The organism is Rhodococcus sp. M8, assembly GCF_015654185.1.
Taxonomy (GTDB): domain Bacteria; phylum Actinomycetota; class Actinomycetes; order Mycobacteriales; family Mycobacteriaceae; genus Rhodococcus; species Rhodococcus aetherivorans.
In genome coordinates, this window is record NZ_CP064065.1 from 4,482,897 (window position 1) to 4,503,965 (window position 21,069).

Genomic DNA, 21,069 nt, shown 5'->3' on the forward strand with positions numbered 1-21,069 from the left:
GCGCTCAGCGCGGGTCGGTCTCCGGCAGGGTGAATCCCCACGGCAGTTCCAGCCGGTTCGCGGCGAGCAGGTCGGCGTCGGCGAGCAGGGCGGTGATCGGACCGTCCGCGACGAGTCGTCCGTCGCTCACGATCACGGCCCGGCTGCACACCTGCGCGGCGTACGGCAGGTCGTGGGTGACCAGCAGCAGGGTGGCGTCGATGCCGAGGAGGACCTCGGCCAGTTCCCGGCGGGCGACGGGATCGAGGTCGGTGGACGGCTCGTCCAGGACCAGAACGTCGGGCCGGCACGCCAGCACGGTGGCGAGGGCGACCCGTCGACGCTGACCCGCGGACAGATGCGCGGTGTTGCGGCCGGCGTGCTCGGTCATGCCGACCGCCTCGAGGGCCTCGCGGACCCGGGCGTCGAGTTCGGTTGCGGGAACGCCGAAGTTGGCGGGCCCGAACGCCACGTCCTGTGCGACGGTCGGCATGAACAACTGGTCGTCGGGATCCTGGAACACCAGTCCGACCCGTCGCCGGATCTCACGCAGGGTGTTCCGCCCGACCGGCAGCCCGCCGATCCGGACGGTCCCGGACGACGGCGCCAGTACGCCGTTCAGGTGCAGCATCAGGGTGGTCTTGCCGGCGCCGTTCGGGCCGAGGACCGCGACCCGCTCACCGGCGGTGACGGCGAGGTCGATGCCGTCGAGGGCGCAGTGCCCGTCGGGGTGGACGTGCCGTACCCCCGTCAGCAGCACGGCCGGCTCCGCGGTCATGCCGTCACCCAGGCGGCGGCGCAGACGGCACCGGCGACGGCGGCCGGCAGCAGGCCCGCAGCCCAGGCCATCGCGGTGGCGGGAGGACCGAAGGCCGGGACGGCACCGGTGAATCCGCGGGAGAGCATGGCCAGATGCACCCGCTCACCGCGCTCGTAGGCGCGGACGAACAGCCCCCCGATTCCCCGGGCCGTCGCTCCGATGCGGTGGAGGGTGCGTGGGTCGTCGCCGCGGGAGATCCGGGCACGGTGCATTCGGTTCGCCTCGGCGGCAAGCAGTTCGAGATAGCGCAGCATGAGCACCGCCATCGTCGTGAGCAGTGCCGGAACCCGGAGGCGGGCCAGGCCGGCGGGCAGGTCCTGGGCCGGGGTGGTGGCCGCGAGGACGAGGGAGACGAGCACCCCGAGGGTGCCCTTGACGAGGATGCCCCACGCCGCGTACAGGCCCGGAACCGACAGGGAGAACCCGAGGACGTCGACCCGGTCGCCGGCCTCGGCGAACGGGAGCAGGACGGCGAGCGCGACGAACGGAGCCTCGATCGACATGCGCGGCGCCAGCCAGGCGCAGCGGATCCCGGCGAGTGCGCAGATCGCCGCGACGACCGCGAAATGGAGGGCGAAGGCCCACATCGCCTCGCGCGGAGTGGCGACCACGACGAAGACGAATGCCGTTGCGGCGACGATCTTCACCTCGGTGGGCAGGCGGTGCACAGCAGTTGTCGCGCGTGCAGGCCCGCCCCGCAGCGCGGTGGTCACGGCCGCGCTCCCGGAGTCCTGTTCCCGGATGCGCCCCGTCGACGGACGAGGAGACGGAACAGCGCGGCGGCCACCGCCGAGGTCACGGCGACGCCGAGAACCCCGGCCACGCCGGTGGATCCGGTGTGGCCGCCGACCGTGTAACCGGCCAGCGGACCCGCGTCCCACGGATGATCGGTGGCCTCACCCGCAGGGCACTCCCCGGTGACCGTGGCGCTACCGTCGACTTCGACCACGGCACACCCCCGCGCGGTCGCGGCCTCGAGGCCGTCGGGGCTCGAATCGGCAAGGTACGACAGCATCCCCGCGCACAGGAACGCCGCCACCGCGAACAGGATCAGGAGACGCCGGCGCGTCATGCCGGTGCCCGGGTCGGCGGCCGCAGCGGGCGGAGCAGATGGACGATGTCGGGCCGCGCCCGTGCCACCGCGACGACGGTGACGGCGGTGATGAGTCCCTCACCGGCGCCGATGAGAACGTGGGTGCCGAGCAGGAACGCAGCGACGGTGCCGGCGGACCCGGCGGTGCCGCCGACCGCGTACTCGACCAGGAACCCGGTCGCCGCGGCGACCGTCGCGACCAGCGCTGCGGCAAAAGAGATCACGCCGAGGGCCGGTCCGCACGGGTACCGGCGCAGCAGCGGACGCAGCGCCACGGCCGTGCCGTACCCGGCGAGCACGCCGAGCAGGGCCATGTTGGTGACGTTGGCGCCGAGGGCGGTGAGACCGCCGTCGGCGAAGAGCAGTGACTGCACGACCAGCACGACCGTCAGGCACAGGGCGGCGGTCGCGGGACCGACCAGGACGGCGGCGAGCGCGCCGCCGAGTACGTGCCCGCTCACCCCCGGCAGGACCGGAAAGTTGATCATCTGCAGGGCGAAGACGAAGGCCGCGACGAGGCCGGCCAGGGGAGCGATGCGCTCGTCGAGCCCGGACCGGGCCCTGCGGAGCGCCACCGCGAGGCCGAGCGCGGCGACGACGAAGAACGCCAGCGAGGTCCGCGCGTCGAGCAGACCGTCGCTCATGTGCATGGCTACGACGTCCATCGGAAGAACCTCCGAGACGTGAGGATGCGTCGACGCGATTCTAGCTGCCCACCTGAACAACTGAACAGGCTTTCGGCCGTCGGGCCGGTTCGTCCCGTTCCGCCGGGACCTTCGTGCGGCGCGGTCCGCAGTGGGGCGTCCTGCCGTCTCCCCGGCGAGATCGACTGTCGACAAACGCGGCGCCGCGTGCTCGGATGGAGCGAGGGGGTCCATTCGTCGGAATGCTCGAATCCCCGAGGAGAAGCGATGAACGACGGAACCGGAAGGCAAGAGGAACCGCAGTCGGAGCGGGGTGCCCCCGGCTCGCGCGACATGGGCTCCACCGGCCCCGGAGGAGGGCCCGCGGACCGCCCCGCCGGCGCGTTCGAGGACGACGAGATGATCTCCGCCGACCCCGGCGACGCGGGATCGCATCGACCCGGGCACACCACGACGGTCGGGGATGCGGACGCGGTCGTCCCGCCCTACGAGGGGCGGACGGAGCGCGGGGATGTCCGTCCCGCGCCGGACGACAGGGGAGAGGCGAGCACCGGGGGTGCCGGACGGCCGGTGGCCGACGAGACCCGCAAGTCGGCGGAGCCCTCCGAGACCCCGGGTGGCGCCACGACGTCGCCGACCGAGGAGCGGCCCGCCGGGTGAGCCGACACGACCCGAGGTGACGACGAGGGGCCGGCCCCGCCCACCGGGCGAGGGTGCACCGCGCCGAGGACGCGCGCTGTTCGGGCGGACCAGGGAGCCCGGTGCGCCGGGGCGGCGTCAGACGAACGTGCGCGCCAGCACGATCGCCAGCGCGATCAGCAGTGCGACCTTGACGATCTCGAGCGCAACATAGGCGTAGTGCACCTTCGAGCGGGGTGCGTCCTCCCCCGCGAGGATTCGGTTCGAGCGGCGCGTCAGCGGCGGGCGGATCACCGCCACCTGGACCGCCAGCACGGCCACCGTCACGAGGAGCAGGATCCACCCGGTCGTGCCGGGCGACGAGACCAGGCACGCCGCGATCAGCATGAGGGCGAGGACCCCCTCCACCGTGTTGAGCGCCCGGAACACCAGGCGACCGATACCGAGTCCGAGGGGGATGGTGATTCCCGGCGCCCGGAACTTCAGGGGTGCTTCGAGGAAGGAGATGGCGAGCACCATCCCGAGCCAGAGCATCGGCACGAACAGTTCCACGTAGCGTGCGAGAGTTTCCATCACCCGTCCTCGACTGCTGTGAGCGGCACCTGATCGCCGATCCTAGTGGCGCCTGCGGCGACAGGGACGCCGGCCGCCCTTCGTCACGGCGAGAAGGGTGAGGACGAGGGCCGTCGCTGCGAGAGCGACGACGAAGACGACCACGTGGGCCGCACCCGCGCTGCGGTCACTACAGTCCTGACCGTCCTCGAATCACTCGTTGCGCAGAGGGGAGCGGGAATTCCGGCCACGGACGTGTGTGAACGATCGACCCGTGGCGGCCCGTTCTTGCTCGGCGGCCGAGACCGAGGAATGCTGCTGACAACTCGCGTTCGACAACGTTCACCGAAAGGATCGGTCATGCCGCGCATCGGTACCGCCGCCCGGGACCTCTACCGACGGGAGATGGCCGCGTCGAAAACTGCCGGCGACCCGCAGCAACGGTGGCGCCACCTCGAACGGGCGCACATCCTGTCCCAGCCGGATCCGTGGTTGCACACCTGCAATCACGTCGCGATGCTCGCCCTGGCGCTGCGCTGCCGTGACCGCCGCGAGGCCCTCGGGCAGGTCGTGCGGATTGTCGTTGCTGCTCCCGGTTCGATGACCGGCCGGTATCCCGAAGGCAACACCGGACGGGTCGCCGCCGGTCTGACGACCCCGATGCCGGTTCCGGCCGATCTGGCCCGGGCGCTGTCGGCGTAGTCGCCCACCCCCGGATTCGGAGGGGCGGACCCCGCTCACGACCGGCTCCTACAGGTGCACGGTCCCGCGGATGCACGTCGTGCTGTGTCCGCCGATCCACACCTCGTCGCCCGACGAGTGCACGGTCACGATGCCGCGGCGGCCGACGCGCGTCCCCTGGCTCGCCCGGTAGTCGGCCGGCGCGATGCCGGCGCCGATCAGCCACTGGGCCAGGCCGGCGTTGAGGCTTCCCGTCACCGGGTCCTCCTTGACGCCGACGGGCGCGGCGAAGGCGCGGACCTCGAACTGCTGCGGCGATCCCGGCGGGTAGGGGCCGACGACACCGAGCATCAGGTCGCGCATGTGCTGGTCGTCGGGTTCGAGGTCGAGCACGTCCTGCGCGGACTCGAGCAGGACCGCAGCCCAGCCGGGCCCGTTGTCGACCCGGTTGTGGGCCACGATCCGCTCGCGCGCGATCCCGAGGCCACGGGCGATGCGGGCCAGGTGGTCCTCGTCGAGGTCGCCGCGACGGACCAGCTCGGGGGCGCGGAACGCTGCCGACTCGTCGGTGTGGCGCAGTTCGACGAGTCCGGCTCCGCATTCCTGGACGAGAAGGCCCGGGGTTTTCGGCACGCCGCCGGCCTCGAGCCACGCGTGCGCCGAGCCGAGCGTGGGATGGCCGGCGAACGGGATCTCCGCGCCGGGGGTGAAGATGCGCAGCCGGTAATCGGCCTCGGGGGTCGTCGGGGGAAGAACGAACGTGGTCTCGGACAGGTTCGTCCACGCCGCGAACTGCGCCATCGCCTCGTCGGGGATGCCGTCGCCGTCGAGGACGACCGCGACCGGGTTTCCCCGGTACGGCTCGGCGGCGAACACGTCGACCTGCGCGAAGTTCCGGGAACGTGGCTGCACCATCGGCTGTGTCTCCTTCGTCGGTTCCGTCCCGACGATTGTGGTCGCGGCGCCGGCGGGGCGCATCCGAATACGCCGGCGACCCTGCGACGGGCTCAGTGCCGACCATCCGTTCCGCGACGCTCGCCCGCATCGGTCCGAACCACCTCGAGGCCGGCATCGATCACGTGCCGATGCGGCGCTGAACGACTGCGGCGCTGAACGACTGCGGCGCTGAACGACGAAGGGCGCGCAGGGAAGTCCCTGCGCGCCCTTCACGGTTCGAGGATTCAGTGCTCGTACGTGCTCAGGTCGCGGTCCTTGCTCTCCTTCGCCAGGAGGATGAACACCGCGCTCAGGACTGCCAGCCCGATCATGAACGCCGCGACCAGGCCGGTGCCGCCGCCGGCGGCCGCCTGCAGCGACGCGAGGATCACCGGCGTGAAGCCCGCGCCGAGCAGTGTCGCGCCCTGGTAGCCGAGCGAGGCGCCGGTGTACCGGGCCGCGGTGCCGAACTGCTCGGCGATGTACGCCGCCATCGGACCGTAGGTCGCGGACTGGCAGACGCCGAAGCCGAGCACGAACCCGAGCGTCACCAGGGCGACGTTGCCGGACGACAGTAGCGCCAGGATCGGCACGATCAGCACGACGAACGCGCCGAGACCGAACAGCATCACCGGTCGCCGGCCGACGCGGTCGGAGAGGCGGGCGAATCCGAGCAGGGTGAAGATCGCGACGAACTGGCAGACGGCGAACGCCAGGAGCGCCTGCGATCGGGTCACCCCGGAATGGGACGCGTACCCGATGGCGAACGTGGTGAACATGGTCTGGATGCCGAAGCTGGCCATGCACCCCAGGGCGACGAGCAGCAGGTTCCGGGGACGGCGCAGGATGCTCAGGATCGGCGGGGTCCGCCTGTCGACCGCGGTGGCGTCCACCTCGGCCTGCTTGGCCATCGCCTCCCGGAACAGCGGGCTCTCGGACACCCGGGCCCGGACGAACAGGCCGACGGCCAGCATCACCGCGGACAGCAGGAACGGGATGCGCCAGCCCCACGACAGGAAGTCGTCCTCGGGCAGCAGCGCCACCAGCGCCAGGGCGAGGGTGCCGAGCAGGGAACCGGTGGGTGCGCCGGCGTTGGTGAACGAGGCGGCGAAGCCGCGCCCCCGCCCGCCGACGTGTTCGAGGGACATGAGCGCCGCGCCGCCCCACTCACCGCCCACGGCGATGCCCTGGCACACGCGCAGCAGCACGAGAATGATGGCGGCCCAGGATCCGATCGCCGACGCCGGCGGGACGAGGCCGATGAGGAACGAGGCGACGCCCATGACCGTCATGGAGATCAGCAGCATCGACTTGCGGCCGTACCTGTCGCCGAAGTGCCCGAAGACGACGCCGCCGAAAGGACGGGCCAGGTAGCCCGCGGCGAACGTGCCCATCGACGCGATGGTCCCGGCGAGCGGGGACAGGTCCGAGAAGAACACGGGTGCGAAGACGATCGCTGCCGCGGTCGCGTAGAGCAGAAAGTCGTAGAACTCGATGGTGCTGCCCAGATAGCTCGACAGCACGACGCGTCGAACTTCCTTCTTTCTCTGGGCCGCAGTGATGTCCGCGGATGCGGTGACGGTCATGGGAGCTCCTGCCGTGGCGGTCGGGTCAGTGGGCGTACTGCTCGCGCAACTTGTCCTTGCGGATCTTTCCGGTGGCGTTGCGGGGGATCTCGTCGAGAACGAGAAGGGATTTGGGGATCTTGTACCTCGCGAGGCGCTCGCCGAGGAAGGCGAACAGCTCGTCCTCGGTGAGGGTGGCGCCGTCGGCGAGGGTGACGGCGGCCCGGCCCACCTCACCCCACTTCTCGTCGGGCACACCGAAGACGGCGCAGCCGAGGACGCCGGGCAGGTCGAGGATGGCGGCCTCCACCTCGGCGGGGTAGATGTTCTCGCCACCCGAGATGATCATGTCCTTGAGCCGGTCGACGATCGTGACGAAGCCGTCCTCATCGGGAACCCCCACGTCGCCGGAGCGGAACCAGCCGTCGCCGGTGAAGGCTTCGGCGGTGGCGTCGGGGCGATTCCAGTACCGCCGCATCACATTCGGGCCCGAGATCTGGATCTCGCCGCGTCCGCCGGGGGCGACCTCGGTGCCGTCCGGGTCGACGACGCGCACGTCGGTGAAGAAGTGCGGGGCGCCCGCGGTGCCGAGCTTGCGCTCGGCGTCCTTGGGCGTGAGGATCAGTGCGCCCGGGCCGGTCTCGGTCAATCCGTATCCCTGGCAGAGGCGGACGCCACGGGCGGTGTAGGTCTGCAGGGTCCGCGGCGGTACCGGTGCGGCCGCAACGATCCAGCGACGGATCGAGCTCAGATCGGTGCGGTTCCAGTTCGGGTGGGTGCTCATCGCGTCGAGCATCGTGGGCACCCCGAACGAGTACGTGACCCGCTTGGTTTCGATCAGGTGCAGGATGCGGCCGGGCTCGAAGCCCTCCTCGACGATCACGGTGCCGCCCTTGAGCAGGGTCGGCAGGGCGACGAAGTTCAAGGCGGCGGTATGGAAGAGCGGTGCGGCGACCAGGGCCACCTCGTCGGAGAGGAAGTCGAGATCGACGATCGGATTCATCACCGCGAACACCACGTTGCCGTGGGTGAGGACGACGCCCTTGGGCCGGCCGGTGGTGCCGGAGGTGTACATGATGAAGCACGGGTCGTCGTGCGTGACCGGGACGTCGAGACGGTCGGCGGGGGCGGTCGCGATGATCTCCTCGTAGCCGACGGCCCGGTCGTCGGGTGCCCCGTCGAGGACCACGCGCCGGGCGGTGCCGGCCGCGGTGGCGGCCGCGTCGGCGACGTCCGCGAGGGCGGCGGAATGGATCAGCACGGCGCTGCCGGAGTCGGCCAGGCAGTACTCCACCTCGGGGGTGGTCAGCCGGGCGTTGAGCGGCACGAACACGGCCCCGAGCAGGCCGGCGGCGAACAGCACCTCGAGGTAGGCGGGGTGGTTCGCGGACAGCAGCGCGACCCGGTCTCCGGGGCCGATACCCCGGGCGCGCAGGGCGTGGGCGAGCCGGGTGACCCGCTCGTCGAGTTCGCGGTAGGTGACGGTGGTGCCGCGGAAGTCGAGCGCGACCGCGTCGGGGGCCTGCCGGGCGCGTCGGTGCGGCCAGGTTCCGGTACCTTGATTGAGCACGGGATCTCCTCGATGCCTTGGGATGCGGGATGGTCTGTGGCCGAAGCGACTACGTCCGGGTGAGCCGGCGACCGACGATCTCCTTCATGATTTCCGTGGTGCCGCCGTAGAGGGTCCCGGCCCGGGAGTCCAGATAGTCGCGGGCGACGTCGTACTCCTTCATGAACCCGTAGCCGCCGTGCAGCTGCACGGCCCGGTGCACCACCTTCAGATGCAGTTCGGTGACCCACCACTTGGCCATCGCCGCCGTCACCTCGTCGAGCCGGCCGTGGGCGGCGTCGAGGATGCAACGGTCCACGAACACCTGCGCGATCTCGATTTCGGTGGCCAGTTCGGCGAGGTAGAAGCGGTTGGCCTGGAAGTCGGCGATGCGCTGCCCGAACGCTGTGCGGTCGGTGGCGTAGCGCAGCGCCGTCTCGAACGTGCGGGTCATCAGGGCCATGGAGGTCACCGCGATGCTGAGCCGCTCCTGCGGCAGGTTGTGCCGCAGATAGCCGAAGCCCCGGTTCTCCTCGCCGAGCAGGTTGGCGCGGGGCACGCGGACGTCGTCGAACACCAGCTCGGCGGTGTCCTGTGCGGACAGGCCCACCTTGTCGAGCGGGCCGTTCTTCGTGAACCCGGGCATGCCGTCCTCGACGACGAGCAGGCTCACCCCGTTCTTCCCGGCGGCGGGATCGGTCTTCGCGACGACGATGATCGTGTCGGCGAGCAGGCCGTTGGAGATGAAGATCTTGCTGCCGTTCAGCACGAAGTGGTCGCCGTCGGGAATCGCGGTGGTGGCGACGGCGGCGAGGTCGCTGCCGGCGCCGGGTTCGGTCATGGCGATCGCGCCGATCGCCTCACCGGCGACCATGGGGGCGAGCCAGCGATGGTTCTGCTCCTCGGTGCCGAGGGCCGTGAAGTACGGGGCGACCAGGTCGTTGAATCCCGACAAGCCCATGGTGACGGCCTGGGCGCCGACGCGGGCGAGTTCCTCGATGAGCACGGCGCCGAACCGGAAATCGTCGATGCCCCCGCCGCCGAACCGTTCCGGCACGGCGACACCGAGCAGGCCGAGCTTGCCGGCCTGCCGGTACAGCTCGCGGTCGACGCGGCCCGCCGCGGCCCACTGCTCGAGGTGGGGTGCGACCTCGCGCTCGGCGAAGCGTCGCGCGGTTTCGCGGAACGCGGCGTGGTCGGGTTCGTAGATGGTGCGTTCGAGCGACACGGCACTCATGGAGACGGCGGTCCTCCTTCTGCGACCTCGTGGTTTGTCGCGCAGATCACAGTAGACCAATAATGATTGAAATAGTCAACGGTTGAAATCCATCTGCTTTCCGGGTGGGCGGTGCCCTCAGCTGGGGATATGTGTCTCGGCTAAAAACTTGCAAGCAGTCTGGACTGTTTGTTGTTTTGCTGTTACCGTCCGTTCTTGTGACTCGAACCACATCCACGGGCACGGGGCGCACGCAGGCCGAGCGCACCGCCGTGACCCGGGCGAAACTCCTCGACGCGGCCGTCGACTCGCTCGTCGAACTCGGCTACGCGCGCACCACCACCCAGGTCATCGCCAAACGGGCCGGGGTATCCCGGGGTGCGCAGCTGCATCACTTCCCGACCAAGGAATCGCTCGTCGTCGCCGCGGTCGAGCACCTCGTCGACAAGCGCCTCACGGAGATCCTCGAGGCCAGCCCGGACCCCGAGCGTGGCCTCGACGTCCTCACCGACGCGTTCCGCGGACCGTTGTTCCACGCCGCGCTCGAGCTGTGGGTGGCCGCCCGGACCGATCCCACCCTGCACGAGGCGGTGATCCCCCTCGAGCGCAAGGTCTCCGACGCGCTGCGGGTCGGCTGCCTCGAGATCATGGGGGACCGGATGGGCCCCGACGGAATCGACCTGAGCATCGAGCTGGCCCGCGGCCTCGCCGTCGCCGCCCTGATGCGTACCCCCGAATCGGATCGTGAGATCCGGGAGCGGCTGCTCCCGGTCTGGAAGGAACTGGTGATGAAGTGAGCATCGAGACCCTCCCGCCGCACGTCCACACGCTCGTCGTGGGGGCCGGCTTCGGGGGCATCGGCATGGCGGCCACGCTGCTGCGTGAGCACCCGCGCGCCGACGTCCTCGTGATCGAGCGGGGCGACGACGTCGGCGGCACCTGGCGGGTGAACACCTACCCGGGCGCGGCCTGCGACGTGCCGAGCGCGCTGTACTCGTTCTCCTTCGCGCCCGAACCGGACTGGTCGAAGGCCCACGGCACCCAGGAGGAGATCTACGCCTACCTGCGTCGGGTCGCGACGGAACAGGGCGTCACCGACCGGACGATGTTCGGGTGCGAACTGCGCGACGCGCAGTGGGACGACGAGAACACCCGCTGGATCGTGTCGACGTCGCGGGGCGACCTCACCGCCGACGTGCTGGTCTCGGCGACCGGTGCGCTGTCCACCCCGACCCTCCCGAAGGTGCCGGGCCTGGAGATGTTCCGCGGCAAGATGTTCCACTCGGCAGAGTGGGACCACGGCTACGACCTGCGCGGCAAGCGCGTCGCCGTGATCGGCACCGGCGCCTCCGCGATACAGTTCGTCCCCGCCATCGTCGACACCGTCGGGCACCTGACGCTGTTCCAGCGCACCGCCTCGTGGGTCATGCCCAAGCACGATCACACCATTGCGCGTCCGGTGCGCGCCCTCTACCGGCGTTTCCCGCTCGCGCAGAAGGTCGTTCGCGGGGCCGTCTACGGGCAGAAGGAAACGTACGTCGTCGGGATGACACGGCCGTTCGCGCGCCGGTGGCTCGTGCCGTTGTTCGAGCGCCGAGCGCTGTCGGTCCTCGACAAGCAGGTCCCGGATCCGGATCTGCGGACGAAGCTCACCCCGGGGTTCCGGATCATGTGCAAGCGGATCCTGCTGTCCAACGACTGGTTCCCGGCGATCACCCGGCCCGACGTCACCGTGGTTGCCTCCGGGCTGACCGCGGTCACCGAGAAGGGTGTCGTCGACGAGACCGGCAACGAGTACGAGGTCGACGCCGTCATCTTCGGCACCGGCTTCACCGTCACCGAACCGCCTGTGGCCCGGCACATCCGGGGACGCGACGGCTGCACCCTGGCCGAGGCCTGGAACGGCAGCCCCAGCGCCTACCTGGGCGTCTCGGTCCACGGCTTCCCCAACCTTTTCCTGATGTACGGGCCGAACACCAACCTCGGCCACAGCTCGATCGTGTACATGCTCGAATCGCAGGCCGCCTACATCGCGGACGCCCTGCGCACCATGCGGTCCCGGGCACTGGCCACCGTCGAGGTGACCGCCGGCGCGCAGCGCGACTACAACGCCGAACTCGACCCCGCCCTCGCCGGCACGGTGTGGAACGCGGGCGGCTGCCACAGCTGGTACCTCGACCGCAAGGGGCGCAACTCGGTGATGTGGCCCACGTTCACCTGGCGGTACCGCGCCCGGACCAAGCGCTTCGATCCCGAGAACTACGTGACCCGTCCCGCTACCGAAAGGATTGCGGCATGACCCATTACGACGTTCTGGTCGTCGGGTCCGGCTTCGGCGGCAGCGTCGCCGCGCTGCGCGCGACCGAGAAGGGCTACCGCGTCGGCGTTCTCGAGGCCGGCCGCCGCTTCGCCGACGACGAACTGCCGAAGACCAGCTGGCGACTGCGCAAGTACCTGTGGGCCCCGGCCCTGGGCTGTTACGGCGTGCAGCGCATCCACCTGCTGCCCGACGTCCTGGTCATGGCGGGCGCCGGCGTCGGCGGGGGATCGCTCAACTATGCCAACACCCTCTACCGGCCGCCGGCCCGGTTCTTCCAGGACCCGCAGTGGGGGCACATCACCGACTGGCAGGCCGAGCTCGGACCGTACTACGAGCAGGCGGCGCGGATGCTCGGCGTGCGCCCGAATCCGCTGACGACCCCCGCCGACGAGGTGATGCGCTCGGTGGCCGAGGAGATGGGGGTCGGCGAGACGTTCACCACCACGCCGGTCGGCGTGTTCTTCGGCGAACCGGGGAAGACGGTGCCGGACCCGTTCTTCGGGGGCGCCGGGCCCGAGCGCACCGGCTGCACCGAGTGCGGCGGCTGCATGACGGGTTGCCGGGTGGGCGCGAAGAACACCCTCGTCAAGAACTATCTGTACCTTGCCGAGCAGGCCGGGGCGACGATCCATCCGCTCACCACCGTCACCGAGATCCGTCCGCGCGCCGAGGGGGGATACGAGGTCCGTGCCCGCAGCACGAACCGGATCCGCAAGCGCCACACAGTGTTCACCGCCGACCAGGTGGTGTTTGCCGCCGGCACCTACGGCACGTCGCGGCTGCTGCTCGCGATGCGCGAGACCGGTGCCCTGCCGAGGTTGTCGCCGCGACTGGGCACGGTGGTGCGCACCAACTCCGAAGCGGTGCTCGCCGCGACGGCGCAGGACCGCACCGTGGACTACTCCCGCGGCATCGCGATCACCGCCTCCTTCCACCCGGACGACCACACCCACATCGAACCGGTGCGGTACGGCAAGGGCAGCAACGCCATCGGGCTGTTGCAGGCCCTCCTGGTCGACGGTGGGGGCCGGACACCGCGGCTGGTGAAGTTCCTCGCGGTGGCGGCCCGCAACCCCGCCGCGTTCCTGCGCACCCTGTCGGTGCGGCGCTGGTCCGAGCGGACCGTGATCGCGCTGGTCATGCAGACCGACGACAACTCCCTCGAACTGGCGAGCACGCGCGGGCCGTTCGGACGCCGGCTCACGAGCCGTCGCGGGCCCGGCGCGCCACCGCCGGAGTGGATTCCGGTGGGTCACGAGGCCATCCGGCGGGTCGCCGGCAAGATCGACGGCGACGCGGGCGGATCGGTTGCGGACCTGGTCAACATTCCCATGACCGCGCACTTCCTCGGCGGCTGCGTGATCGGGGACTCGCCCGAGTCCGGTGTCGTCGATCCCTACCTGCGCGCCTACGGCCACGAGGGCCTGCACGTCGTGGACGGATCCGTGGTCAGCGCCAACCTGGGCGTGAACCCGTCGCTCACCATCACGGCGCAGGCCGAGCGGGCGATGGCGTTGTGGCCCAACAAGGGTGACGTCGATCCACGCCCGACGCTCGGATCCGGTTACGTGCCGGTCACTCCGGTGCGGCCGGTGCGCCCCAGCGTGCCGGAGTCGGCTCCCGCGGCGCTGCGCCTGCCGATCCATCCCGTCCGACGAGAGGAGGCCGCCCGTGTTGTGGAGCGTGCCTGAGAGCACCGACGAACGTACCGACTGGCCGACGTCCGCGCCGCCGCCGTGGTCGGCGCAGGCGCGCGCGGCCCTGTGGTGGCACCGCAGCGCGCCCGGGGCGGCCCAGTTCGGCCCCGGCGGCCGGACCCTGCCGTTCACCCTCGCGATGGTGGTGGACTACCTCGAATCGCCCGTCGGCCCCTACCGCGAGGTGCTCGCAAGTCCCGTCCTGCGCCCGGGACTGATCCCGGCGATGGCCGTGCCGTTCATCGCCGTGGACTCCGAGGCGTCCGTGCACGGCGGGCGCGAGCACTGGCATCTGCCCAAGGTGCTCGCCTCGTTCACCGGCGACGTCATCGGCCGGTTCTCCGCCACGGGCGACACATGGAAGGTGGACACCGACGCGACCCCGCGCGGTCCGGAACTGCCGATCGTCGGGGGACTGGCGTTCGCACAGCCCGAACCGGACGGCAGCCAGGCCCGCGCCACGGCACGGCTGAGGGGACGGTTCCGCTACGCCCGGGTCCGCGTCGAGGCGCAGGGCCCGACACTGGGACGGTGGCTGCTGCCGGGGGCCCACCACGGCATCGTCATCACGTCGGGCCGGATGAGCATCGGCCCGGCCCGGACGGTGCGCTAGGGAACCTGCGGTGAGCTCACGACGCCTCGCGCATCGTGAGCCCACCGAGTTCGACGACGTACTGTCCGGCTGCGTCGTCCCACGTCACCGAGTAGGTGGTGGGGTAGTAGCCGGACTGCTGATACGCGCTCGGCTGCCGCAGTTCCTCGTGCAGATCGGGCCGGGACGCCAGCCAGTCCCGGGTCATCATCGGCTCGATGAAGACGTGCCGGCCGTCCCACGAGCCCTGCAGGACCGTCTCGGTGAAGTGCCCGTGCGGCTCGGCGGTGTCGAGCCAGTGCAGTCCCATGTTGGGGACGGTGCCGAGAATCGGCTGGGGGTCCGACGGCGCGTAGCCTTCCGGGAGGTACTTCGGGTCCGGCAGCTTCGCCGCCCGCTCGAGATACCCGGGGACGAGCGGGTTGATCGACTCCACCGTCGCGGTGTCGACGAGGTAGAAGTGCACATCGAAGTGCGGCTGGTCGAACCCGTGTTCCGGATTGTGGCCGTGAGAGTTCCAGTCCAGCGTGACATGGTCGACGACCGTCGCGGGCGCCCCGTCGGGAACGTCGAGCACGTAGGCCTCGGTGGTGGGCAGCAGACCGCTCGTGAGGCCTTCGAGAGCGGCGGCATCGAGGCGGACGCCGATCGCGGTGGGGGTGTCGTCGGGTCCGACGGTGACGTACGTGTGCGCCGATCCGTTACCGACGGGGCGGGGCGGGCCGTCGACGGACGTGGAGCCCTGGGCTCCGGCCACGGAACCGACGACGAGTGCCGTCGCCGTCGCCGTCACGCCGACGACTCCGAGCACCGCGAACGTGCGAAGGTGCACCACTGTCACGACTCCTCTCGCATGGTGAGTCCACCGAGTTCGACGACGTACTCCTGCGCCTGGTCGTCGAAGCTCACCGAGTAGGTGGTGGGGTAGTACGCGCTCTGCTGATAGGCCTCGGGCTGTTTCACCGGCTCGTCGATCGTGGGGCGGGTGAGCAGCCAGTCGCGGGTGAGCATCGGCTCGATGAAGGTCCATTCGCCGTCCCAGGATCCCTCGATGAGGATCTGGGTGAAGTCGTACTGTCCCGGCGCGATCGGCAGGGTGCCGTCGACCCAGTGCATCCCCATCTGCGGGACGAGCGCCATCTCCGGCGGACCGGCGGGCACGTAGTCGGCCGGCATGTACCGGGCTTCGGGCATGTTGGCCGCCGCGTCGGCGTACCCGGGTGCGGCCGGGTCGATCTCGGAAATCTGCTCGGCGCCGATCATGTAGAAATGGATGTCGAAATGAGGCTGGTCGAACAGTCCCACCGGTTCGTGCCCGTGCGGGTTCCAGTCCATGGTCAGATGGTCGAACGCGGTCTCGTCCGCCTCGGCCGGGAACTCGAGCGTGTGCACCTCGAGAGCGTCGGAGAGGCCGTCGAGCGCCGTCGCCGAGAAGCGGACCCCGATCGCCGCGGGGGCACCGTCGTCGCCCTGCTCGACGTAGGTGCGGGCCGTGCCGTCGCCGACCTCGACGGTGGGGCCGTAGGAGTAGGGCTCGGATTCCGTGTCGGATCCGCTGGAGCAGCCGAGCAGCAGGGTGAGCGCGGTGCCGGCCGCGATCGCGATCCCGGAGGCGCGAGAGATCGGGTTGGTGCGCATGGCGAACCTCTTCCGGTGGGCTGAGAAGCAGGGTAGACCCGGCCGGCGGGTCCGTTGTGCGGAATCAGGCGATCGTGTGCGGACCGATCCCGCCCGCCTTTTCTTGACTAATTCCAGAAAATGGGCATACTGGGATCATGCAACGAGCGGATGAGCACCTCGACCCCCCGGCGCAACTGCGCTCCGTGGGTCTGCGGGTGACCGCTCCGCGTGTTGCCGTGCTCGGCGCGGTTGCCGCGCACCCCCATTCCGATGCGGACGAGATCGCGGCCGCGGTGCGGAGCGAACTCGGCTCCGTCTCCACGCAGGCGGTGTACGACGTGCTCAAGGCGTGCGTCGGGGCCGGGCTCCTGCGCCGCATCGAACCCGCGGGTTCGCCGGCCCGGTACGAGACCCGGATCGGCGACAACCACCACCACCTGGTGTGCCGCAGCTGTGGCGCGGTCACCGACATCGAGTGCGTCGTCGGAGCGGCGCCGTGCCTCGAACCCTCGGACGACCACGGCTACGTCGTGGACGAGGCCGAAGTGACGTTCTGGGGACTGTGCTCCGACTGTCGAGAGTCTTAGTCCCGCCCCATTTCTCCACTCCGACTACGACCCGCACCGCGGCGACGTGGCGCGGAGCGTGCACCCTTCCAGAGGAGGATCACCGTGACGAATCCCCGCCCCACCACCAACAACGTCGGCATTCCGGTCGTGAGCGACGACGAATCGCTCACCGCAGGAACGCAGGGCCCGGTACTGCTGCACGACCACTACCTGATCGAGAAGCTCGCCCACTTCAACCGCGAACGGGTCCCGGAGCGTGTCGTGCACGCCAAGGGCGGCGGCGCGTTCGGCGAACTCGTCGTCACGGGCGACGTCAGTGCCTACACCAAGGCCAAGCTGTTCCAGCCGGGCGCGAAAACCGAATCCCTCGTGCGTTTCTCGACGGTCGCCGGGGAGCAGGGCAGCCCCGACACGTGGCGCGACCCGCGCGGTTTCGCGGTGAAGTTCTACACCGAGGACGGCAACTACGACCTCGTCGGCAACAACACCCCGGTGTTCTTCGTCAAGGACCCGATCAAGTTCCCCGACTTCATCCACTCCCAGAAGCGGCTACCCGGTTCGGGTCTGCGCGACCACACCATGCAGTGGGACTTCTGGACGCTGCGACCCGAGAGCGCCCACCAGGTGACGTGGCTGATGGGTGACCGGGGCATCCCCCGAACCTGGCGCCACATGGACGGTTTCGGCTCCCATACCTACCAGTGGGTCAACGCCGCCGGAGAGCGGTTCTGGGTCAAGTACCACTTCAAGACGAACCAGGGCATCGAATTCCTCACGCAGGCCGAGGCCGACCGCCTCGCCGGCACCGACCCCGACTACCACCGCGCCGACCTCCACGACGCGATCGAGCGGGGCGAGTTCCCCAGCTGGACGCTGAAGGTGCAGATCATGCCGGTGGCCGAGGCGGAGGGGTATCGCTTCAACCCGTTCGACCTGACCAAGGTGTGGTCGCAGCGCGACTATCCGCTGATCGAGATCGGCACCTGGACGCTGAATCGCAATCCGCGCAACTTCTTCGCCGAGATCGAGCAGGCCGCGTTCGCGCCGTCGAACATCGTGCCGGGCATCGGCCTGTCGCCGGACAAGATGCTGCTCGGCCGCGTGTTCTCCTACGCCGACGCGCACCGCTACCGCCTCGGCGCGAACCACGCGCAGCTGCCGGTCAACGCGCCGAGGAACGAGGTGAACTCGTATTCCAAGGACGGCGCCATGCGGTACTCGTTCAACGACCCGGGCACCCCGGTGTATGCGCCGAACAGCTTCGGCGGCCCGCACGCCGACCCGCAGGCCGCCGGCGACGAAGGTTTGTGGGAGTTCGGCACCGAGGCGGTGCGGGCCGGCTACGTCCGGCATGCCGAGGACGACGACTTCGGTCAGGCCGGCACGCTGGTCCGCGAGGTGCTCGACGACGCGGCCCGTGAGCGGCTGGTGGGCAACATCGTCGGCCACATCCTCGGGGGGACCGCGGCGGCGTTGTACGAGCGGATCTTCGAATACTGGTCGAACGTCGACGCCGACCTCGGCAAGAAGGTCGAGGAGGGCGTGCGGGCGGGCCGGGCCTGACCTCCCGTCAGAGAATGCCCCACCAGTAGAGGAGGGTGGCCAGTATCCACACGATGACCGTCTGCATCACTCTGTCCTCCCTCGATACGGATTCTTCCTCCATCATCCGCCCGCGCGGCCGCGGCTGCCACGGACACTCCGGGCCGAAGGGGCCCCGTATCCACTTCGTTGCCTGCGGCCGCGCGGAACTCGGTCACCGCGTCGAGCGTTGAAGCGGGGGAGATATGTCCGAAGCACGGCCGGCGCGCGACGTCCGTCGCCGCCGGGAGGCACATCGACACGGATAGGAGCTCGGATCATGACCGGACCGATCACCAGCACGTTGAACCCGGACCAGCAGAAGGTCGCCGGGGACGCTCTGCAGGGCACCCTCGTCGACATGATCGACCTGAGCCTGATCGCCAAGCAGGCGCACTGGAACGTCGTCGGCCCGCAGTTCCGCAGCCTGCATCTCGCGCTGGACGAGATCGTCACGGCCGCCCGCACCTACACCGACGAGGTGGCGGAGCGCCTCACGGCGATCGGCGTCAGCCCGGACGGACGGGCCACCACCGTCGCCCAGGACTCCGGCACCACGGGTTTCGGCGCGGGCTGGACCAAGGACGAGCAGGTCGTCGCGGCGATCACCGACAACCTCGCGGCCGTCATCGGACGCCTGCGCGAGCGCATCGCGGCGACGGACGAGGCCGACCCGGTCACGCAGGACCTGCTCATCGCCCAGACCGCCGGCCTCGAGCAGACGCACTGGATGTGGCAGGCGCAGCTCGCCTGAGCCGTCGAGTGCGAGAGGGCCGCCCGTTCCCGCGGGTGGCCCTTCGTGTGCGCCGGGCGATCGAACACCTGTGTTACTGAAGTGTCGGATGTGATTGCTACGTTGGCATCGGTTCGTTCTTCGATCGAAAGGTGCCTGCAGCGATGGTCATGGGTCCCACCCACGCGGTGTCCGGGGCGCTGGTCGGCCTCCTCGTCGCCGACGTGCTGCCCCGCGAGTGGGGCGGGCCCACATCCACGGCCGAGACGTTCGCGTTCGCCGCGGTCTGCGCCGGTTCGGCCCTCCTGCCGGATCTCGACACGCCCCAGTCGACGGTGGCGCGGTCCTTCGGGCCGGTGAGTCAGGTCGCGGCGCGCGGCATCGACAACCTCTCGCTCGGTTACTACACGCTCACCAAGGGCCGCCGCGACCGCAGCCGTCGCGGCGGGCATCGCACGCTGACGCACACGGCCCTGTTCGCGGGCCTGCTGGGGGCGGGGGTGTCGACGCTTGTCGCCCGGTTCGACCGGGTCGCGGTCGTCGCCGTCCTGTTCGTCACGCTCGGCCTGGCGCTGCGCGGGCTCGCGGACGGATGGGCCAAGCGCAACGGCTGGCTCGTGGTGACCGCGACCTCGGCGGTGCTGTCGGTGCTCATGTGGAACTGGTTCCCCGGAGAGGTCGGTTCGGTGGGCCTCGGGGTGGCGGTGGCGCTGGGGTGCGCGACGCACTGCCTGGGCGACGCCGTCACCAAGGAGGGCATACCGTTCCTCGCGCCGTTCCTGCCGTGGCGCGGCGAGCGCTGGTGGGAGATCAAGATGCCCGGGTTCCTTGCCATCCGCGCCGGCGGCGCCTTCGAGCTGGCGATCCTCGGTCCAGGGCTGACGATCGCCGCGGTCGCGATGGCGGTGTGGTCGATCGACGGCGCGCCGGAACTCCTGCGGGAGGCCGTCGGCGTGTAGGTCCTCGAGGGTGCTCACCTGCGCAGCGACGCGGCGATGCGATACACGGCGGGCACTGTGTACGCCCAGTCCTGCAGCGACAGGTAGGCCGACGTGGGGCCGAGCACCACATGCCGCAGCCCGGCCTCCCCGAACTCCCGCAACCGCGCGGTGATCCGGCCCGGTGTGCCGACGAGGAATCCGTATTCGGTGACCTCCTGGGGCACCGCCGCGAGCGCCTCCTCCCACCGGGCCCGGTCGTAGCGTTCCGGGATCACGTCGACCGAGCCGCGGAACTCCGGCCCGAAGGGATGTACCGCGCCGGCCGCAGCCCAGTGCTCGGCAGGGAACAGCAGCGTCCAGTACCGCATCATCCGGCTGTGCAGCATCGCCTGCGCCCGCTTCTGTGTGGGGGCGACGAGGATGTAGGCCACCAACGCCGGCACGATCCGGTCGGGGTCGCGACCGGCCTCGGCGGCGGCGGTACGGATGCGTGCCAGTTTCGCCGCGTACTCGTCCGGGGTGCGCAGTGCGATGGTCATCGGCAGCCACCCGTCGCCGTAGCGCCCGGTCAACTGCAGCATCCGAGGTCCGTGGGCGGCGATCCAGATATCCGGGGTGCGCCCGGGTGGGGCCTGCAGGTCCATCACCGCCCCGTCCAGGTGGAAGTGCGTGCCGTCGAAGTCGAACGGGCCGTGCGAGTCGAAGCAGCGGCGGACGATCTGCACGGCTTCGGCGAGTCGGTCGACCGGGTGGGCCTGCGACAGCCCGTACGGGTCGATGTTCATCCGCTCCCCGCAGCCCAGGCCGAGGATCGGCGCGCGCTTGGTCAGATGCGCCAGGGTCAGGGCGGCCTGACCGAGCAGCACCGGGTGGCGCCGGATCGGCTCGCTCACTCCCACCCCGAGCCGCATCCTCCCCGCGGGGGCCGCCAGTGCCCCGAGCAGGGTCTGGTAGTCGAACACCTCGTGCGGACTCGACACCTGGTCGCTGAAGCGGGTGAAGGTCCTGTCCCACAGGGCGGTCGGGTAGAACTCCTGGAAATGGTCCCAGACGAACAGCGACGTCAGCCCGCCATACCTCGCCAGCGCCGTGACGACCCGCACCTCGCGCCACGGTGGGTCGGGCGGGACGTACATGCCGGTATCGATCGTGGTGGACGTCATGGCGTTCCCTTCCGGGCCTGTCCGTTCACCGGCGGCCGGCGGCGCTCTGTCGCCGCCGTGCAACGGCACGCTGTCGCCGCCGTGCAACGGCACTTGCCACTGTCTGCCCGTGACCGGGTGCGGGGCTAGGGTCCTACGTCCTCGCTCCGGTCGTGGACGGCGGCGTTCAGCCGGTTCGG

The 21,069-nt window shown here is 70.4% G+C and carries 22 protein-coding genes; 10 read left to right on the top strand and 12 right to left on the bottom strand.

Annotated features, from left to right (window positions below; translation table 11 throughout):
* Positions 1-4: 4 nt before the first annotated feature.
* From ISO16_RS20290 to ISO16_RS20305, 4 genes are read right to left on the bottom strand one after another with little or no spacing between them, the layout of a single operon-like run.
* Positions 5-757, bottom strand: a complete 753-nt coding sequence (locus ISO16_RS20290; RefSeq protein WP_072634153.1) for an energy-coupling factor ABC transporter ATP-binding protein — start codon at positions 755-757, stop codon at positions 5-7.
* Positions 754-1,512 carry a cobalt ECF transporter T component CbiQ gene (cbiQ, locus tag ISO16_RS20295; RefSeq protein ID WP_072634154.1) on the bottom strand — a complete coding sequence of 253 codons (759 nt, stop codon included), beginning with the start codon at positions 1,510-1,512 and terminating at the stop codon, positions 754-756. Before cbiQ ends, ISO16_RS20290 begins: the two co-directional genes overlap by 4 nt.
* The gene (locus ISO16_RS20300) at positions 1,509-1,871 is read right to left on the bottom strand and encodes a PDGLE domain-containing protein (protein WP_072634155.1); all 363 of its coding nucleotides are present in this window, start codon (positions 1,869-1,871) and stop codon (positions 1,509-1,511) included. The genes cbiQ and ISO16_RS20300 overlap by 4 nt, the downstream gene beginning before the upstream one ends.
* Entirely contained in the window at positions 1,868-2,557 is a 690-nt protein-coding gene (locus ISO16_RS20305; protein ID WP_072634156.1) for an energy-coupling factor ABC transporter permease, read from the bottom strand. The genes ISO16_RS20300 and ISO16_RS20305 overlap by 4 nt, the downstream gene beginning before the upstream one ends.
* A 246-nt stretch (positions 2,558-2,803) precedes the next feature.
* On the opposite strand from ISO16_RS20305, the gene ISO16_RS20310 reads away from it, so the two are divergent.
* Entirely contained in the window at positions 2,804-3,196 is a 393-nt protein-coding gene (locus tag ISO16_RS20310; RefSeq protein WP_072634157.1) for a hypothetical protein, read from the top strand.
* 117 nt (positions 3,197-3,313) lie between these two features.
* On the opposite strand, the gene ISO16_RS20315 is transcribed toward ISO16_RS20310, so the two are convergent.
* Positions 3,314-3,748 (bottom strand): hypothetical protein, encoded by a 435-nt coding sequence (locus tag ISO16_RS20315; RefSeq protein ID WP_072634158.1) that lies wholly within the window; start codon positions 3,746-3,748, stop codon positions 3,314-3,316.
* 339 nt (positions 3,749-4,087) lie between these two features.
* On the opposite strand from ISO16_RS20315, the gene ISO16_RS20320 reads away from it, so the two are divergent.
* On the top strand, positions 4,088-4,429 hold the full coding sequence (locus ISO16_RS20320; protein ID WP_072634159.1) for a DUF3703 domain-containing protein: 342 nt from the start codon (positions 4,088-4,090) through the stop codon (positions 4,427-4,429).
* 48 nt (positions 4,430-4,477) lie between these two features.
* On the opposite strand, the gene ISO16_RS20325 is transcribed toward ISO16_RS20320, so the two are convergent.
* The 4 genes from ISO16_RS20325 to ISO16_RS20340 form a co-directional block, all read right to left on the bottom strand.
* Entirely contained in the window at positions 4,478-5,323 is an 846-nt protein-coding gene (locus tag ISO16_RS20325) for a PhzF family phenazine biosynthesis protein (protein WP_072634160.1), read from the bottom strand.
* Positions 5,324-5,589: 266 nt separating this feature from the next.
* Positions 5,590-6,930: an MFS transporter gene (locus ISO16_RS20330; protein WP_050034503.1), complete on the bottom strand. Its 1,341-nt coding sequence runs from the start codon at positions 6,928-6,930 to the stop codon at positions 5,590-5,592.
* 25 nt (positions 6,931-6,955) lie between these two features.
* Positions 6,956-8,479, bottom strand: a complete 1,524-nt coding sequence (locus ISO16_RS20335; RefSeq protein ID WP_072634161.1) for an acyl-CoA synthetase — start codon at positions 8,477-8,479, stop codon at positions 6,956-6,958.
* Positions 8,480-8,528: 49 nt separating this feature from the next.
* Positions 8,529-9,695 (bottom strand): acyl-CoA dehydrogenase family protein, encoded by a 1,167-nt coding sequence (locus tag ISO16_RS20340; RefSeq protein WP_029547195.1) that lies wholly within the window; start codon positions 9,693-9,695, stop codon positions 8,529-8,531.
* A gap of 197 nt (positions 9,696-9,892) precedes the next feature.
* On the opposite strand from ISO16_RS20340, the gene ISO16_RS20345 reads away from it, so the two are divergent.
* From ISO16_RS20345 to ISO16_RS20360, 4 genes are read left to right on the top strand one after another with little or no spacing between them, the layout of a single operon-like run.
* Positions 9,893-10,471 (top strand): TetR/AcrR family transcriptional regulator, encoded by a 579-nt coding sequence (locus tag ISO16_RS20345; RefSeq protein WP_006945640.1) that lies wholly within the window; start codon positions 9,893-9,895, stop codon positions 10,469-10,471.
* Positions 10,468-11,973, top strand: a complete 1,506-nt coding sequence (locus ISO16_RS20350; protein ID WP_072634162.1) for a flavin-containing monooxygenase — start codon at positions 10,468-10,470, stop codon at positions 11,971-11,973. Before ISO16_RS20345 ends, ISO16_RS20350 begins: the two co-directional genes overlap by 4 nt.
* Positions 11,970-13,685, top strand: coding sequence for an FAD-dependent oxidoreductase (locus ISO16_RS20355; protein WP_072634163.1), 1,716 nt, complete (start codon positions 11,970-11,972; stop codon positions 13,683-13,685). The genes ISO16_RS20350 and ISO16_RS20355 overlap by 4 nt, the downstream gene beginning before the upstream one ends.
* Entirely contained in the window at positions 13,678-14,304 is a 627-nt protein-coding gene (locus ISO16_RS20360; protein ID WP_029547198.1) for an acetoacetate decarboxylase family protein, read from the top strand. The genes ISO16_RS20355 and ISO16_RS20360 overlap by 8 nt, the downstream gene beginning before the upstream one ends.
* 16 nt (positions 14,305-14,320) lie before the next feature.
* On the opposite strand, the gene ISO16_RS20365 is transcribed toward ISO16_RS20360, so the two are convergent.
* Positions 14,321-15,118 (bottom strand): DUF5602 domain-containing protein, encoded by a 798-nt coding sequence (locus ISO16_RS20365; protein ID WP_006945634.1) that lies wholly within the window; start codon positions 15,116-15,118, stop codon positions 14,321-14,323.
* 2 nt (positions 15,119-15,120) lie between these two features.
* Positions 15,121-15,921, bottom strand: a complete 801-nt coding sequence (locus tag ISO16_RS20370) for a DUF5602 domain-containing protein (protein WP_006945633.1) — start codon at positions 15,919-15,921, stop codon at positions 15,121-15,123.
* A gap of 137 nt (positions 15,922-16,058) precedes the next feature.
* On the opposite strand from ISO16_RS20370, the gene ISO16_RS20375 reads away from it, so the two are divergent.
* The 4 genes from ISO16_RS20375 to ISO16_RS20390 all read left to right on the top strand — a co-directional run bounded on the left by ISO16_RS20375 (position 16,059) and on the right by ISO16_RS20390 (position 19,745).
* On the top strand, positions 16,059-16,490 hold the full coding sequence (locus ISO16_RS20375; RefSeq protein ID WP_029547199.1) for a Fur family transcriptional regulator: 432 nt from the start codon (positions 16,059-16,061) through the stop codon (positions 16,488-16,490).
* 84 nt (positions 16,491-16,574) lie between these two features.
* Positions 16,575-18,035: a catalase gene (locus ISO16_RS20380; protein WP_072634164.1), complete on the top strand. Its 1,461-nt coding sequence runs from the start codon at positions 16,575-16,577 to the stop codon at positions 18,033-18,035.
* A 298-nt stretch (positions 18,036-18,333) separates the two neighbouring features.
* A complete protein-coding gene (locus ISO16_RS20385; protein ID WP_072634165.1) occupies positions 18,334-18,807 on the top strand; it encodes a Dps family protein in 474 nt (157 codons plus the stop codon).
* Positions 18,808-18,950: 143 nt separating this feature from the next.
* Complete coding sequence (locus ISO16_RS20390; protein WP_072634166.1) at positions 18,951-19,745, top strand: metal-dependent hydrolase; 795 nt, start codon at positions 18,951-18,953, stop codon at positions 19,743-19,745.
* 14 nt (positions 19,746-19,759) lie between these two features.
* Here the strand turns inward: ISO16_RS20390 and ISO16_RS20395 are convergent, their stop codons facing one another.
* Complete coding sequence (locus ISO16_RS20395; protein WP_072634167.1) at positions 19,760-20,890, bottom strand: LLM class flavin-dependent oxidoreductase; 1,131 nt, start codon at positions 20,888-20,890, stop codon at positions 19,760-19,762.
* Positions 20,891-21,069: the final 179 nt, after the last annotated feature.

What these genes read in the sequence shown, in the direction of transcription:
- ISO16_RS20290 (WP_072634153.1), bottom strand. Translation starts at nt 757, where the DNA reads ATGACCGCGGAGCCGGCCGTGCTGCTGACGGGGGTACGGCACGTCCAC.
- ISO16_RS20330 (WP_050034503.1), bottom strand. Translation starts at nt 6,930, where the DNA reads ATGACCGTCACCGCATCCGCGGACATCACTGCGGCCCAGAGAAAGAAG.
- ISO16_RS20305 (WP_072634156.1), bottom strand. Translation starts at nt 2,557, where the DNA reads ATGGACGTCGTAGCCATGCACATGAGCGACGGTCTGCTCGACGCGCGG.
- ISO16_RS20315 (WP_072634158.1), bottom strand. Translation starts at nt 3,748, where the DNA reads ATGGAAACTCTCGCACGCTACGTGGAACTGTTCGTGCCGATGCTCTGG.
- ISO16_RS20300 (WP_072634155.1), bottom strand. Translation starts at nt 1,871, where the DNA reads ATGACGCGCCGGCGTCTCCTGATCCTGTTCGCGGTGGCGGCGTTCCTG.
- ISO16_RS20310 (WP_072634157.1), top strand. Translation starts at nt 2,804, where the DNA reads ATGAACGACGGAACCGGAAGGCAAGAGGAACCGCAGTCGGAGCGGGGT.
- ISO16_RS20325 (WP_072634160.1), bottom strand. Translation starts at nt 5,323, where the DNA reads ATGGTGCAGCCACGTTCCCGGAACTTCGCGCAGGTCGACGTGTTCGCC.
- ISO16_RS20355 (WP_072634163.1), top strand. Translation starts at nt 11,970, where the DNA reads ATGACCCATTACGACGTTCTGGTCGTCGGGTCCGGCTTCGGCGGCAGC.
- ISO16_RS20385 (WP_072634165.1), top strand. Translation starts at nt 18,334, where the DNA reads ATGACCGGACCGATCACCAGCACGTTGAACCCGGACCAGCAGAAGGTC.
- ISO16_RS20370 (WP_006945633.1), bottom strand. Translation starts at nt 15,921, where the DNA reads ATGCGCACCAACCCGATCTCTCGCGCCTCCGGGATCGCGATCGCGGCC.
- ISO16_RS20375 (WP_029547199.1), top strand. Translation starts at nt 16,059, where the DNA reads ATGCAACGAGCGGATGAGCACCTCGACCCCCCGGCGCAACTGCGCTCC.
- ISO16_RS20340 (WP_029547195.1), bottom strand. Translation starts at nt 9,695, where the DNA reads ATGAGTGCCGTGTCGCTCGAACGCACCATCTACGAACCCGACCACGCC.
- ISO16_RS20390 (WP_072634166.1), top strand. Translation starts at nt 18,951, where the DNA reads ATGGTCATGGGTCCCACCCACGCGGTGTCCGGGGCGCTGGTCGGCCTC.
- ISO16_RS20320 (WP_072634159.1), top strand. Translation starts at nt 4,088, where the DNA reads ATGCCGCGCATCGGTACCGCCGCCCGGGACCTCTACCGACGGGAGATG.
- ISO16_RS20395 (WP_072634167.1), bottom strand. Translation starts at nt 20,890, where the DNA reads ATGACGTCCACCACGATCGATACCGGCATGTACGTCCCGCCCGACCCA.